Annotated in this window: 16 protein-coding genes and 1 pseudogene; 6 read left to right on the top strand and 11 right to left on the bottom strand. The window is 66.4% G+C overall.

The window, feature by feature from the left end:
* Nucleotides 1-128 precede the first annotated feature (128 nt).
* A complete protein-coding gene (sigC, locus tag QXH22_RS13525; RefSeq protein ID WP_306243497.1) occupies nucleotides 129-683 on the top strand; it encodes an RNA polymerase sigma factor SigC in 555 nt (184 codons plus the stop codon).
* 10 nt (nucleotides 684-693) lie between these two features.
* Here sigC and QXH22_RS13520 read toward each other — a convergent pair whose 3' ends face one another.
* The 9 genes from QXH22_RS13520 to QXH22_RS13480 all read right to left on the bottom strand — a co-directional run bounded on the left by QXH22_RS13520 (nucleotide 694) and on the right by QXH22_RS13480 (nucleotide 7,098).
* Nucleotides 694-1,500 (bottom strand): SDR family oxidoreductase, encoded by an 807-nt coding sequence (locus QXH22_RS13520; protein WP_306275877.1) that lies wholly within the window; start codon nucleotides 1,498-1,500, stop codon nucleotides 694-696.
* Nucleotides 1,501-1,595: 95 nt separating this feature from the next.
* Nucleotides 1,596-1,757 carry a hypothetical protein gene (locus tag QXH22_RS13515; protein ID WP_306275876.1) on the bottom strand — a complete coding sequence of 54 codons (162 nt, stop codon included), beginning with the start codon at nucleotides 1,755-1,757 and terminating at the stop codon, nucleotides 1,596-1,598.
* A gap of 156 nt (nucleotides 1,758-1,913) precedes the next feature.
* Entirely contained in the window at nucleotides 1,914-2,390 is a 477-nt protein-coding gene (locus QXH22_RS13510; RefSeq protein WP_306275875.1) for a helix-turn-helix domain-containing protein, read from the bottom strand.
* Nucleotides 2,391-2,394: 4 nt separating this feature from the next.
* Nucleotides 2,395-2,916, bottom strand: a complete 522-nt coding sequence (locus tag QXH22_RS13505) for a PaaI family thioesterase (protein ID WP_306275874.1) — start codon at nucleotides 2,914-2,916, stop codon at nucleotides 2,395-2,397.
* Nucleotides 2,917-2,982: 66 nt separating this feature from the next.
* Nucleotides 2,983-3,423 (bottom strand): PaaI family thioesterase, encoded by a 441-nt coding sequence (locus QXH22_RS13500; protein ID WP_306243506.1) that lies wholly within the window; start codon nucleotides 3,421-3,423, stop codon nucleotides 2,983-2,985.
* A complete protein-coding gene (locus tag QXH22_RS13495) occupies nucleotides 3,424-4,197 on the bottom strand; it encodes a DUF2127 domain-containing protein (protein ID WP_306243507.1) in 774 nt (257 codons plus the stop codon).
* An 80-nt stretch (nucleotides 4,198-4,277) separates the two neighbouring features.
* Nucleotides 4,278-5,684, bottom strand: a complete 1,407-nt coding sequence (locus QXH22_RS13490; protein WP_306275873.1) for an MmgE/PrpD family protein — start codon at nucleotides 5,682-5,684, stop codon at nucleotides 4,278-4,280.
* A gap of 94 nt (nucleotides 5,685-5,778) precedes the next feature.
* Nucleotides 5,779-6,726 carry a LysR family transcriptional regulator gene (locus QXH22_RS13485; protein ID WP_306275872.1) on the bottom strand — a complete coding sequence of 316 codons (948 nt, stop codon included), beginning with the start codon at nucleotides 6,724-6,726 and terminating at the stop codon, nucleotides 5,779-5,781.
* 9 nt (nucleotides 6,727-6,735) lie between these two features.
* Nucleotides 6,736-7,098 (bottom strand): carboxymuconolactone decarboxylase family protein, encoded by a 363-nt coding sequence (locus QXH22_RS13480; RefSeq protein ID WP_306243512.1) that lies wholly within the window; start codon nucleotides 7,096-7,098, stop codon nucleotides 6,736-6,738.
* Between the two features lie 70 nt (nucleotides 7,099-7,168).
* Here QXH22_RS13480 and QXH22_RS13475 point away from each other — a divergent pair, with 70 nt between their 5' ends.
* From QXH22_RS13475 to QXH22_RS13465, 3 genes and pseudogenes are all read left to right on the top strand, one after another.
* The gene (locus QXH22_RS13475; protein ID WP_306275871.1) at nucleotides 7,169-7,438 is read left to right on the top strand and encodes a metal-sensitive transcriptional regulator; all 270 of its coding nucleotides are present in this window, start codon (nucleotides 7,169-7,171) and stop codon (nucleotides 7,436-7,438) included.
* A gap of 33 nt (nucleotides 7,439-7,471) precedes the next feature.
* Nucleotides 7,472-7,882: a DUF302 domain-containing protein gene (locus tag QXH22_RS13470; RefSeq protein WP_306243516.1), complete on the top strand. Its 411-nt coding sequence runs from the start codon at nucleotides 7,472-7,474 to the stop codon at nucleotides 7,880-7,882.
* Nucleotides 7,883-7,919: 37 nt separating this feature from the next.
* Nucleotides 7,920-8,048 (top strand): annotated as a pseudogene (locus tag QXH22_RS13465) (nuclear transport factor 2 family protein); the annotation flags it as partial.
* Here the strand turns inward: QXH22_RS13465 and QXH22_RS13460 are convergent.
* Nucleotides 8,045-8,635: a class I SAM-dependent methyltransferase gene (locus QXH22_RS13460; RefSeq protein ID WP_306275870.1), complete on the bottom strand. Its 591-nt coding sequence runs from the start codon at nucleotides 8,633-8,635 to the stop codon at nucleotides 8,045-8,047. The pseudogene QXH22_RS13465 and the gene QXH22_RS13460 overlap by 4 nt on opposite strands.
* Before the next feature lie 67 nt (nucleotides 8,636-8,702).
* Here QXH22_RS13460 and QXH22_RS13455 point away from each other — a divergent pair, with 67 nt between their 5' ends.
* Together QXH22_RS13455 and QXH22_RS13450 are read left to right on the top strand one after the other, a co-directional pair.
* Entirely contained in the window at nucleotides 8,703-11,855 is a 3,153-nt protein-coding gene (locus QXH22_RS13455) for an adenylate/guanylate cyclase domain-containing protein (RefSeq protein WP_306275868.1), read from the top strand.
* Between the two features lie 2 nt (nucleotides 11,856-11,857).
* A complete protein-coding gene (locus tag QXH22_RS13450; RefSeq protein ID WP_306244518.1) occupies nucleotides 11,858-12,673 on the top strand; it encodes an SDR family oxidoreductase in 816 nt (271 codons plus the stop codon).
* Nucleotides 12,674-12,675: 2 nt separating this feature from the next.
* Here QXH22_RS13450 and QXH22_RS13445 read toward each other — a convergent pair whose 3' ends face one another.
* Nucleotides 12,676-13,677 carry an aromatic acid exporter family protein gene (locus tag QXH22_RS13445; protein ID WP_306275867.1) on the bottom strand — a complete coding sequence of 334 codons (1,002 nt, stop codon included), beginning with the start codon at nucleotides 13,675-13,677 and terminating at the stop codon, nucleotides 12,676-12,678.
* Nucleotides 13,678-13,696: the final 19 nt, after the last annotated feature.

Raw genomic sequence — 13,696 nt, 5'->3', positions numbered from 1 at the left:
GGTGCGTCCGTCGTTGCCGCTGTCACGTGAATTCTCGCCTCCTGCGAACTCGTCCCTAGACAAGTCGTCACGACCGGTTCAAGAGTTCCCTGCGTTGTTCAGGTCGGCATGGCTTAGGCTCGAAACCCGTGGCCCCGGGCAGTGACGACGACCAAATTACCGATCTCGCCCGATCCGCGGGCCGGGGCGACCGGGCCGCGTTGGCCGAATTCGTCCGGTGCACCCAGCGCGACGTGTGGCGAATGGTCGCCTATCTCGCCGATCCCGGCAGCGCGGACGACCTGACGCAGGAGACCTTCCTGCGGGCCATCGGTTCGCTGCCCGGATTCACCGGGCGTTCCACCGCCCGGACCTGGCTGTTGTCGATTGCGCGCCGCGTCGTCGCCGATCACTTCCGGTCTAAAATGCGCAGGCCGCGTACCGCACAGGTGGCCGACCTGGACGAGGCCCTCGGGCAGGGCCGGCGCGGGAGCCGGATCGAGAACATGGTCGAGATCCGCATCCTGCTCGACGGACTGGAACCGAAACGCCGGGAAGCGTTGATCGTCACCCAGATCCTGGGCCTGTCCTATGCCGAGGCGGCGGAGGTGTGCGGGTGCCCCGTCGGCACGATCCGCTCCCGAGTGGCCCGGGCCCGCGACGACCTGCTGCACGCGGCGACCGAAGGCGACTGCGCGGGATAGGCCGGGGCGTTCAGTCGCCCTTCATGGCCGGGTGGCCGCGGGTCAGCAGCGGCAGCATCCACTCGGGCGGTGCGACCCGGAACAATCCCGCCGAGACGCGGTTGGCCAACCCGGGAACCACGACGGCCTTGCAGGCCGCTAAGCCGTCGATCCCGGCCTGCGCCACCTGATCGGCGGGCACCCACATGATCCGCGGCAGCGCGGCCTCGGCGTCCTCTTTGGAGAACCCGGCCGCCTCCCCGAAGCCGGTGTCCACCGGGCCCGGGCACAGTGCCGTCACCGAAACGCCGGTCCCTTTGAGCTCGCCGCGCAGGCTGTGGGTGTAGGACAGCACGAATGCCTTGGCCGCCCCGTAGGCCGCCTGTCCCGGCAGCGGGCCGAAGGCGGCGACCGACGCCACGTTCAGGATCGCGCCACGACGGCGCTCCACCATGCCGGGCAGGAACCTGCTGCACAGGTCCACGACGGCTGCCACGTCGACTTCGACCAGGTTGAGTTCTTTCTCCGGATCGGACTTCGCCACCACGCCCAGCGTCGACAGGCCGGCGTTGTTGATCAAGATGTCAGGGGTCAGCCCGAGTTCGCCCACTCGACCCAGCAGGGTTGCGCGGTCGCTGCGCTCGGCGAGGTCGGCAGGCAGCGGATGCGCCTTCGGGCCGAGCTTTCTGGCCAGCGCCTCGAGCCGGTCGGCGCTGCGGGCGACCAGGACGATGTGGTAGCCGCGTTTCGCCAGGATGCCGGCGATCTGCTCGCCGATGCCCGACGACGCCCCGGTCACGATCGCCGCGCTGGTATTTGCTGCAGGTGGGAGTGCCATACCGCGACCGTACCGGCCCTAGGGCGCGGCGCTCTCGGCAATTGCGGCGACCCTGGCCGGCTCCGCCATACCGCGACCCAATCATCGGGGGTTTGTCAGCAGCGCTCCGCGCCAGGCTTCATCAGATTCGGGCCCGCGACCTGCCGCGGCGATCGGTCGCGCCGCATGGCGTACAGCGCGCGGCAGGCGCGCGCCTTCATGGGCGCGGCAATCGCGGAGCCACCGGGGCTCTGGATCCAGTTCTGCAGTGCTGTCACGTTATCGGTCCTTCATCGGTGCGACGTCGGAACATCGCTTGGTGCCATATCAGCCGATTCCCTTTAAGCCTGCACCGCGGCAGAGTGAACAACGCGCAAAGCGGGCCGCGTGTGGGCTGTGCGATCCGGCACACAGGCGCGTGGAGATCGCCGGCGTCACACTTCTCGTCTCCGGCGCTTCGCTTTTCGAATGACCACGTCGGAGAACGAAACGTCGTGGCCCGCGGAACATCGGACCTGCGGCACCACGGACTCACCGCAGCCCTTGTGGATCAATTCCGTACCGGACTGTGCCTGCAGCAGCCTGCCGAATTCGATCAGGCTGATGAGCACCGGGAACAAGTCGCGCCCCCGATCGGTGAGCACGTACTCATACCGGGTGCGCTGGCCGGGTTCCCGGTACGGCTGCTTCTGCAGCAAGCCCGCGTCGACCAGTTCCCGCAACCGCTTGGCGGCGATCTGTTCGGTGACCCCGGCCCGACGCGCCAGATCGTCGAAACGTCTTCCACCCCAGAAGGCTTCGCGGAGCAGCACCATCGCCGAATGGGTGCCGATGAACTGCAGTGCGTACTCCATCGGGCACCCGTCGGCACCCGTCCACCCATCCTGCTCGGCAAGCCGTCCCGCCGTCATCGCTTCAAGGATTCAGAATCAGGCAGTTGCTGGTGGCGGTGGCCAGCAGTTTGCCGGTGCTGCTGGTCAGTCTGGCCTCGGCCAGCGCGGTGCGACGGCCCAGATGGGTCACCGTGCCGGTACACCGGACCGGACCGGTTTCGACGCTGATCGCGCCGATGAACCGCACCGACAGGTCGAGGCTGGTGTAGGCCACCCCCGCCGGCAGCATGCTGTGCACCGCGCAGGCTGCGGCGGAATCCAGCAGTGTGCAATACATTCCGCCGTGCACCGACCCGATCGGGTTGTAGTGGAACTCGGCCGGCGTCAGGGTGAAGACAGCCGTGCCCGCCGAAACGGATTCCAGCCGGCCGCCGATGGTGCTCATGACGGGCGGCTGCGGTATCTCCCCGTCCACCATGGCCTGCAGAAACTCGAGGCCGCTGCGACTGCGCGCCGCATCGGCCGCGCTGCGGGGATCCGACCATTCGATGGTGCGGTTTCGCTCGACTTGCTCGCGCCCGGGAGCACACGCGGTTTCGCTCATATCGGGCATCATCCCGGGCTGGCTCAACTTTAGTCAAGTCAGCTTGCTCTCCCTTGTGCGCGGCGGTTACCCGGCTGGGACAGCAGTCATGGTGGCGAGGAGGGTCGCCACCTGTTTGGAGTCACTGCCGCTCACGGCATAGGCGTCACCGCGGCACACCGTGAGATTGCGGCCGGGCCGCAGTACCTCGCCTCGTGCCCGCAAACGATCGCCGACCGCGGGGGCCAGCAGATTGACCTTCAGCTCCACGGTCAACACCCGCGAGCCGTGTGCCATGAGGGTGAGTGCAGAGTAGCCACACGCAGTGTCCAGGATCGAGATGGTGACACCGGCGTGGAAGAACCCGTCCTGCTGGGTAAGACCGGGCGAGAACGGCACCTCGATCTCGACCACGCCGGGACCGATGCTGCGCAGCTGTGCGCCGAGTGTTGCCATCAGGCCCTGCAGCGCAAAGCTTTCCCGTACGCGTTGGCGATAGTCGGGATCCCGCGGCAGGTGAGCGGACACTCAGGCCGCCGTCATGGCCGCGCGCTCGAGGTCGAGGAGCTGCTCGCCCTGGCGTTCCTCTTCATAGGCCTTGCGGCCGCCCCGGATGCCGAACAGCCGCTTGGAGATCAGCAGGTAGAGCACCGCGGCGATGTTGATCGTCAGGGTCGCCACCCGCGTCGTGGTGACGCCCTTGAGCAGGTCGTGGATCTCCAGGGGCAGGAAAACGGAGGTGGCGACAACCGCGAAATACTCACCCCAGCGTTTCATCAACCACAAGCCCACGCCTTCGACGACCTGCAGCACGGCGTAGGCGGCGAGCAGACAGGTGATCAGAGCCAGGGTCGACGGTTTGGCCGCCAACGCCTTCTCCAGCTCGTGAATCGCCGACATCTGGTCGACCTTGAATCCGGCGGCACGGAACACCGGCAGGTCGCGGTCCAGGGTGGCCTGAATCGAACCGCGAGCGCCCCGGAACGTCCAGACCGCCCACGCGGCCAGCCCCAGCACCACGGCCCGCCCGAGTCGCTCGACAGCCAGTGCACGAATGATGATGGCCTGCCGTAACGCCTTGCCGCGCATGATCATCGGCGCGTCTTCGGGATGCCCGCGGCCGTGCGGTTCGCCCAGCGCGAAGTCGCCGCAGCGTAGACAGCGCCACACCTCACCGAGTTCGGTCTTGGCGTGCAGCCGTTCGGCCAGTTGCTCGTCATCCGGAGCGTAGGTGGCGTGGCCCGCGACGGCGCAGGTGATCAACTCCCACCGGTTGACGGTGCGTTTCTTGTTGTTGCCCACATGCGCTCCTTCGGCGAGGTTGACGCCGATCATTCAACGCGATCAGCAAACCGCGCAAGGCGACGCGGGTAGTCCGCCGTTCAAAACCGCCGTGCGCTGCGGGCCTTGGTGGCTGTCGAGCTCACCGCGCCCAGCAGAATTGCGAGTTCGCGGGTGGAGATTTCGTCGACCCGTTCCACCGCCTCGATGATCTCACCGCGCAAACCCCTGCCGCAGAACGGCTCGGCCAGCCAGTGGAACTTGTCCACGACACGGTCCCATGACATCGGGCGGGTGGGCGATCCCTCGTAGTCGGCCTGCTCATGGCTGAATTCGCGCCCGTCGTACGTGACGATCTGCACCCGGGCGGCGGTGCGTTCGGGGTAGGCCGCGGTGAGGTCGGCGGCCGGTTCGACGTTCACCCGACGCAACAGATCCTGGACGTCGGCGCGCCGAACCCGTGCATTCTCAAGCTGTTCGGGGCCGACGCCGGCGTCGAGCAGAGCGGCCGAGGTCAGGTACTTGAGGTTGTAATCGGCCTGCTCTTTCGTCGATGGATGGTCTTTGACGCCGTATGCCCCGCCGCCGGCGAAGTCGAATGCCCCCTGGAACACCTCAAGATTGACCGACGCGATGTCCCGGCCGCGCAGTCCGTTCGCGTCGCGGAGTGCCAGCACGGCGTCGATGATCACCTGGCCGTGAATCAGCGCGCAGTACCGCTTGAGGTAGGTCTGTTCGACGGCGTTGAGTTCTGTTGCTTCCGTTGGGAAATCGATGTTCCGGCCGAACAACTGCACCAGTCCGTGCGGTCCCTCGAACAGAGTCCGGGGCCCGGTCACCCCGCGGCCCGCCAGCATCGTGGCATAGACCGCCCGCATACCGGTGATGGCCGGCGAGATGCCCTTCCAGGTGGAGACCGGTTCGGCGTGCACGGCCGCGAGCGAGACATTGTCGGCCGCAGAGGCCGCGATGGCGTCAGCGGTCCGGGCGGCGTCCAGGCCCGTCAGCTTGGCCGTGCCGGCCGCGACCGACATCGCCAACTGCAGCGCATGATTGAGGCCGCTCGCCATTACGGGCACTGCTGCGCTGAAGCGGCACTGAACCTCGTAGGCAATCGCCAGCGCGAGCAGGAAGTCCGCACCGCTGGCATCGAGATGCTCGGCGACGGCGAAGATGGCGCCGAAGTTGTCCGCGGGGTGACACAGGCCTCCCACGGTCAGGTAGGTGTCGAGCAGATCCGGGTAACGGACCAAGACGGCGTTGAAGAATGCGGCCTGGTCCACCGACGCAGTTCCGCCCCCGACGAGTGTCGCGGTGCGGCGGCCGCTGAACTCATCCACCTGCGCGCGGATCGCGGGGATGAGTTCGCCGTTCAATGAACCGACTGCGCAGGCGATGCTGTCCAGCACATTGCGCTTGAGCATCGATCTGGACCGGCCCGCCAGGTCGGTCTGTTGCGCGCGGACCGTGAAGCCCGCGAGGTCGTCGACAATGTAGTTCGGCGCCATCGTCTTTCGTCCTTCTCTCGTCGATATCTCGACTCAATCGCGACGACGGCACGGCGTCCAGGACTCTTTGCTTACCTGTGTTCGGCGGAACTTCCTATCGCAGTTCAGCCGCCGCGGTCAGAGCGCCGCGGTGCGGGTCGTCGGACGGGATCCACCACCGGCCGGCGGGCGGCGCGGGCCAACCGTGACCGCCTGCGACGTTCAGCAGTGCACTGACCAGCCGTTGCACGCTGACGCGTTCGTCGTCGTCCCGGTGCACGAGCGACCACGTCCACACCGGCACAGGATTGGCCACCCGCCGATGTCCCAAACTCGGTGGCGGCACCGCGGTGTGGCGCTTGGGCGAGGCGAGCACGGCAGCGCCGAGTCGCCGAACGTGGGTATAGAACGCGTCCCCGGTGATGCCGCCGTCGTCGATGCCGACGACCCGCGCACCGGTGTCACCCGCGAATTCGCGCGCGAAGAGATTCCATGACCGCCAGGCCGACTCGTCGGCATCGACCAGCACCCGGAGCTGTTGTGCATCAACGGGTTCGGTCGATGCGACACCGGGAAGCACCGCGCCCAGCGGCTCCGCGCGCAGTAGATGCGCCGTCAGCCCGCGCTCAGTGGCCTGCCGGGAGGTGACCCAGGTCAGAGCCATGTCGAGGGTGCCCTCGGCCACCCGGTCGGCCTGCACATGCGAGGGCAGCACCCACTCGTCGATTCGCACCGAAAATTCGCCGGACAGGGCATCGTCGGGTAGCCAACTCACGTAGCCGAGCCGCACCGGCGCGGCGGTCTCGGCAGTCTTGCGCACCCTGCTCTTCACGTCATCGGACAGCGCCAGGATGCGGCGCGCGTCAGGCAGCAACGCGCGGCCGCTCTGGCTCAGCCGAACGGTTCGGCGATCGCGGACGAAGAGTTCAGCGCCCAGATCTCGTTCCAGGGCGATGATCTGCTGCGACAGAGCCGGCCCGGAGATATGCAGGCGCTGTGCCGCCCTTCCGAAGTGCAGCTCCTCGGCAACCGCCACGAAATAGCGCAGCTGCCGCAGTTCCATGCGTCGAGACTATGTTCCGGATCCGGCGTCGGCGAACTCGCAGAAGGCGGCGTAGGCGCGGGCGCCGTAAATGGTGGCCGGCCCACCGTGCATCATGATGCTCACCCCGACCGCTTCCGCGGCCTCCTCCTTGGAGGCTCCGGCGCGGACCGCCGCTTTAGCGTGAGAGGCGATGCAGCCGTCACATCCGTGCACCACCCCGATCGCCAGCGCGATGAGTTCCTTGTACTTGGCGTCCAGTGCCCCAGATGCCATGGCAGCTTTGCTCATCTCGCCGAAGCCGGCGTACACGCCGGGGATCATCTGGCGAAGCGCACGGTGCTGTGGGTTGAGATCATTCAGAACGTCGTGGTGACGGTGCTGTTCATCCATGACCGCCAGTGTACTGATACCGGTAGGGGTATTGGTATAGTATGAGCAGGGAGAGATAGGAAGGCACTCGATGAACTCTGATGACGACACGATGGCGGCGGTGCTCAACCGGTTGCGCCGTGCGCAGGGGCAACTCGGCGGCGTGATCGCGATGATCGAGCAGGGCCGAAACTGCAAAGACGTCGTGACTCAACTCGCCGCGGTGTCGAAGGCGCTCGACCGGGCCGGATTCAAGATCGTCGCCACCGGGCTGCGTGACTGCATCAACGGCACCCAGCACGGCGATGCGCCGCCGCTGAGCGAAGCGGAGCTGGAAAAGCTCTTCCTGGCCTTGGCGTGACAAGAAGGCCGGACAGAAAGAAAGGGATCAGCCATGACATTAGGAACCGCCGGTTTGACCGCCACGCTGCACACCTCGTTCAGCGACGCCGTCGAACAGACCACGCAGGCCCTTGCCGGACAGGGCTTCGGTGTCCTGACCAAGATCGACGTCAAGGCAACGTTGAAGCAGAAGCTCGGTGAGGACATGGAGGACTACGTGATCCTCGGTGCCTGCAACCCGCAGCTTGCGCACCGGGCGCTGAACGTGGATCGCCACATCGGCCAGCTACTCCCGTGCAACGTGGTGCTGCGCGCGGCCGATGACGGCGGCGTGCTCGTCGAGGCGATGGACCCCCAGCTCATGGTGCGCGTCGTGGACCAGCCGGGTCTTCAGGAAGTTGCGGACCAGGCTGCTGCCAAGCTGCAGGCGGCCATCGGCGCACTCAGCGAGGCATCGCACTAGCCGTCGGCGCCGCGGCAATGAACGAACACGAAACCGCATGGCCGCCGACAATAAGACCGGCGTCAACGGGATCGGCTTCTACGACGACGAGATCGTGCGCACGCCCGACGGATGGCATATCGCACGCCGGCGCTTCACCACGGTGCGAGTGAGTACGGTCGATTAGGTGGCACGCCAGCTGATCAGCACACGTCCGTAGAGCAATCGGCGGATCTGGGCGCCGGGAAGCACCGCATGCACGTGGGCCCGCAGCTGGGCGAAGTTGTCCGGCGGGGGCCATTTGATCGGTGCGCTATGTTCCCACTTGTCCCGGACCCGGTTGACGACGCCGCAGGCGGTCCACGAAGACACATGCCAAAACACCTCGCGCACGGACGGTTTGACGAACGTCACGATTCCCAGGGTCCCGCCCGGGCGCACCAGTTGCGATAACCGCGTCAGAGCGCCGCGCGTGTCGTCGATGTGGTGCAGCGCGGCGTTGGAGACCACAGCATCGAAGTCGGGCAACTCGGCGGTCATCACGTCACCGTGGGTCCACTCGACCGGCGCATCCGGGAACCGGGTGTTCGCCCGCTGCAGTACCGGCTTGTCGATGTCGAGGGCGACCACCCGGGGAATCCGCTCGGCCAATCGCGCGGCCAGGAAGCCGTCACCGCACCCGACGTCCAGCACCTGTTGCGCCCCGGCGGGGACCAGCCGGTCGACGAGCGCGTCGTAGTGGATGTTGATATTCCACGGCGTTTGGTCCGACATTGCATCCAACGTAGCGGCCGTCGTCCTATTCTTCGATTGGCTTCGGAACCGGATCGGCGGTGCAGGCATGAATGCGGCGAGCGCTTGCGTGGCGTGCGGTACGGGGTTGCGCGCTGCCGCGAAGTTCTGCGACGAGTGCGGATCACCGGTTTCGGCGCCGGCTCCGTCTGCCGAATACAAGCAAGTGACGGTGCTTTTCGCTGACGTCGTCCATTCGATGGATATCGCCGCCGCGGTGGGCCCCGAGCGGCTGCGCGAGATCATGACCGACGTTGTGACGGCCGCGGCAGGAGTGGTGCAACGGTTCGGCGGCATGGTGGACAAGTTCACCGGCGACGGCATCATGGCGGTTTTCGGTGCCCCGGTTGCTCTGGAAGATCACGCTTTTCGGGCGTGCCTGGCGGGGCTGGGGATCCAGGAGCAGGCACGGCGCCTGGCCGTTGAGGTGGCTGAGCGCGATGACGTACAGCTGCAGCTGCGGGTTGGGCTGAATTCCGGCCAGGTGATCGCCGGTGAAGTTGGTTCCGCCGCTTTGGGTTACACCGCGATCGGCGAGCAGGTCGGGATGGCCCAGCGGATGGAATCGGTGGCACCGCCGGGTGGGGTCATGCTCAGCGAATCAACGGCCCGGCTGGTCGAAGACGTGACCACCCTCGCGCCAGCAGAGTTGGTCTCTGTCAAGGGCGCGATCCGTCCCGTGCCCGCACGCCGGCTGATCGCGACGACGAACGGGCACCGCCGGATCAGCGAACCACAACTGGTCGGGCGCAATTGGGAACTGAACACGATCAGCGGGATCCTCGACGAAGCGGTGGATGGCGCCGGATGCATCATCGGCGTGTTGGGACCGCCGGGCATCGGCAAGAGCCGCATCGCCCGCGAAACAGCGGCACTGACGGCCGCCCGCGGTGCGGATGTGTTCACCACGTACTGCGAATCCCACACCAGCGATATCCCTTTCCACGCAGTGACAGGCCTGTTGCGCGCTGCGCTGGGAATCGACGGATTGCTTGATCCGGATGCCCGCGCGCAGATCCGCGTCCGCTTCGCCGGTGCTGACCCCGAAGACTTACTCCTGCTGGACGATCTGCTGGGTGTCCAGGACCCGGATGCCGACCCGCCTCAGATCGAGGCCGACGCCCGCCGGCGCCGGCTGACCGCGCTCATCAATGCGGGACTGCTGGCTCGGAAGGATCCCGCGCTGTTCGTGATCGAAGACGCACACTGGATCGATGAGGTCAGCGAGTCGATGCTGGCCGACTACCTGGCGGTGATCCCGCAGACCCCCTCGATAGTCCTGATCACCTATCGCCCTGAGTACCACGGCGCCCTTACCAGAGTCCCGGGCATGCAGACGATTGCGCTGCGTCCGCTGAGCGCCACGCAAACCGCTGCGTTGATCGGCGCGCTACTCGGGACGGACACCTCGGTGCAGCCACTTGTCGCGGTCATCGTCGAACGTGCTTCGGGAAACCCGTTTTTCGCCGAGGAGCTGGTACGTGATCTGGCTGAACGGGGGAAGATCTGCGGGACACAGGGAAGGTATCGACTCGCGGCTGAGATCGCCGACATCAGTGTGCCCGCAACGTTGCAGGCGGTGATCGCGGCACGTGTCGACCGCCTGAGCCCGTCTGCCAAACGCACACTGAGCGCCGCGGCGGTGATCGGTTCGCATTTCACCACCGAGTTGGTCATCGCGCTGGGAATCGATCCGGTGGTGCACGAGTTGGTCATGGCAGAGCTGATCGATCAAGTCGGCTTCGCGCCGCGAGCAGAATATGCGTTCCGGCATCCGCTGATTCGCGCGGTCGCCTACGAGTCACAACTGCGAGCCGACCGCGCTGAACAACATCGAAAACTGGCAGCCACAATCCAGCGGCTCGGCTCACCGGACGAAAACGCCCCCCTGATCGCCGAACATCTCACTGCTGCAGGCGATCTCCACGCGGCGTTCGACTGGCACATGCGTGCCGGGACCTGGCTGACGCACCGTGATCTCGCCGCAGCACGAGCCAGCTGGCAGCGCGCACGCGACGTCGCCGATCGATTGCCGACCGCTGATCAGCGACGCTCCTCGATGCGAATTGCTCCGCGAACCCTGTTGTGTGCCAGCGCCTGGATGGCCGGAGGCAGCATGGCCGACACCGGCTTCGACGAACTGCGCGAGCTCGCCAGCGCCGCCGGCGACAAGGTTTCGCTGGCCATGGGCATGGCTGGTTGGATCTCGACGCTGACCGTGCACGCCCTCTATCAGCAAGCTTCGCACTGGGCTTCCGAACTCGTCGACCTGCTGGAGCAGATTAACGATCCACCCCTGACCGTCGGCCTGCTTTACTCGGCATCCGTCGCCAAAATGCAGTGTGATGATGCGGCTGAATCCTTGCGCTTATCGCAGCGCGCAATTGACTTGGCAGACGGTGACCCCGCCATGGGCAATCTGATACTCAGTTCCCCGCTGGCCGGCGCGATGATGTTGCGAGGATGTGCGCGATGTTGTCTCGGCGATCCGGGATGGCGGGTCGATGTAGATCGGTCCGCCGTCATGGTCCGAGCCTTCGACCTCACCTTGCGTGCCCTGGTGATGGTCTTCAAATACTCACTCGCAGTCAACGAAACGTGGCTGCCGAACACCGAAGACCTGAATGAAGCAACCGTCGTCCTGGAAATGGCGGAACGATCCGGCGACGACTTCACCCTCGCCTGCGCTCGATACGTGCGCGGCCTGACTCTGCTGACGCAAGGCGGTCAACCGCGCGCGGAGGGCATCGCGCTGCTTGCAGCGGCCCGCGAAGCAGCCGTGCAGGAGCGCTTCACGATGGCGATCATCGGGTTCATCGACACTCATATTGCCCGTGACAAGATCCGTGTCGGTGATCTCGACGACGCAATCGAATCTGCTCGCGCCACCGTGGAGTCGGAGCACGCCTCCGGCGGAGTGCTCACTCGCGCCGCTCCGGTCGCTGCTCTGGTAGAGGCTTTGCTGGGCAGAGGGATGCCCGCCGACATCCAAGAAGCTGAGGCGGCCATCGAGCGCCTGGCTGCCGTACCGACCGAGCCGGGATTCGTCATCAACCGAATCTGGTTACTGCGCCTGCGGGCAATGCTGGCGCGTGCCAAAGGCGACGACGCGGCTTGCCGCGACTACCGGGATCGCCACCTCCAGATGGCGAGATCACTGAGATTCGACGGGCATATCGCCTGGGCAGAGGGGATGACGTGACCGTGTATCGAGAAATCCTCGCCGTGGTGGGGGTCGGCGGTATGGGCCAGGCCATTGCCCGGCGGCTGGGTTCGTCGAAGACGGTGCTGCTGGCCGACAACAACGAGCAGGTGCTGACCTCGGTGGCGGAATCCTTGTCCGCGGACGGCTACGACGTCGAGAGTCAGCAGGTCGACGTCTCGTCACCCGAGTCGGTACACGCGCTTGCCCAGTTCGCCGGATCACTGGGCAACGTGGCCCAACTCGCCCACACCGCCGGACTTTCCCCGGCCCAAGCCTCGGCCCAGGCGATCCTGGCGGTCGACCTGCTCGGCGTCGCACTGATACTTCAGGAGTTCGGTGACGTCATCGCACCGGGCGGTGCGGGTGTCGTTATCGCCAGCATGGCGGGCCACCTGTTCCCGCCGCTGTCCCCCGAACAGGAAAAGGCGCTGTCACACAATCCTCCCGGGGAACTGCTCTCGCTCGACTTCATCGCCAAGGTCACCGAGCCAAACTTTGCCTACCCAATCGCCAAGCAGGCCAACCACCTTCGCGTCCGCGCCGCGAGCGCCGACTGGGGCCGCCGGGGAGCCCGGATCAACTCGATCAGCCCCGGCATCATCTCCACCCCGATGGGCCAGCAGGAACTCGCCTCGCCCGTCGGCGACGGCATGCGGGCCATGATCGCCATGTCCGGCACCGGGCGCATCGGCACCCCCGACGACATCGCCGCGGCGGCCGCATTTCTGCTCGGCCCCGACGCCACCTTCATCACCGGTACCGACCTGCTGGTCGACGGCGGAGTCGTCGCCGCACTGAAGGCCGGAACACCCTGACATCACGCCCGTAGATCGACTACCCGCTGCAGGTCCTCGGCGCACGTCTTCAGGGCGTGGGCCAACGAGGAGCCCGCGGTGTCGGAAGCGTCCACCGACGATGCGCATTCGCACACGGCCGCCGTGTGGGTGGTCGCGGCATCGCCGTCGTGTTCCGCCTCGGCGAGTGCTGCCACGAGCTCACCGGTCGCCGCACGCACCGGTGCGGGCAGGTCACCCACACCCGGCGCCATAACGCGGGCGAAGTGCAGCACCGAGCCCGCGAGCAGCGTCATCTGGGCGGCCTGCCGGTCCGCGCGCGCGACCATCGAGCGTGTCTTCCAGCGCAGCGGCGCAAACCGTGCCAACAGCCGGGCGTGATAACGGGCTTCGATCAGGTCGTCCAGCCGTTCGTGCACCTGGTCGGCGGCCGGCAGCAATCGATCCGGTTGCGTGAGCACATCTTTCAGAGCCTTAAACACCCCGGCACGCGCGTCGTCCAGCACGGAGGCGGGATCCGCCGGGAACAGCACCAGACTCAACACCAGAGCCAGGCCGCCACCGATCATGGCTTCCTGCAGTCGTTCGAAGAGGCGGTCACCGCCGGTGATCGCCATCACCAGAATGGCCGACCCGGCGGTCTGATTGGCGAATGTCAGTCCCTCGCCCAGGAATCCGTGGCCGATCAACACCGCAACGCTCAACGCGATGAAGACTGCACCGGACATCGCAATCCATTCGCTGCCCAGCAGCATCTGCACGGCGGCCCCCAGGCTGATTCCCAGGGCGACGCCACTGATGTTCTGGAGCACCCGCTGCGCGTGGAACACGTTGCTGGCCGACAGCGTCACCGCTGCGGTGATCGGCGCGAAGAACGGGTCGGAATGACCGAGCAGATCATGGGCGATGTACCACGCCAGGCCGGCGGCGCCCGCTGCCTGAACGATTGCCCACACGACGTCACCGAGGCGGCGGGCCGCCAACTGACCGTGTCCTCTTGTCCTGGTGAGCAGCGAAGCGTCCATCACGCTTGCTTACACCAGC

Origin of the sequence: Mycobacterium sp. TY814 (assembly GCF_030755175.1) — a bacterium.
In the GTDB taxonomy this organism is placed as follows: domain Bacteria; phylum Actinomycetota; class Actinomycetes; order Mycobacteriales; family Mycobacteriaceae; genus Mycobacterium.
This window is presented reverse-complemented; position numbering and strand designations above follow the sequence as displayed.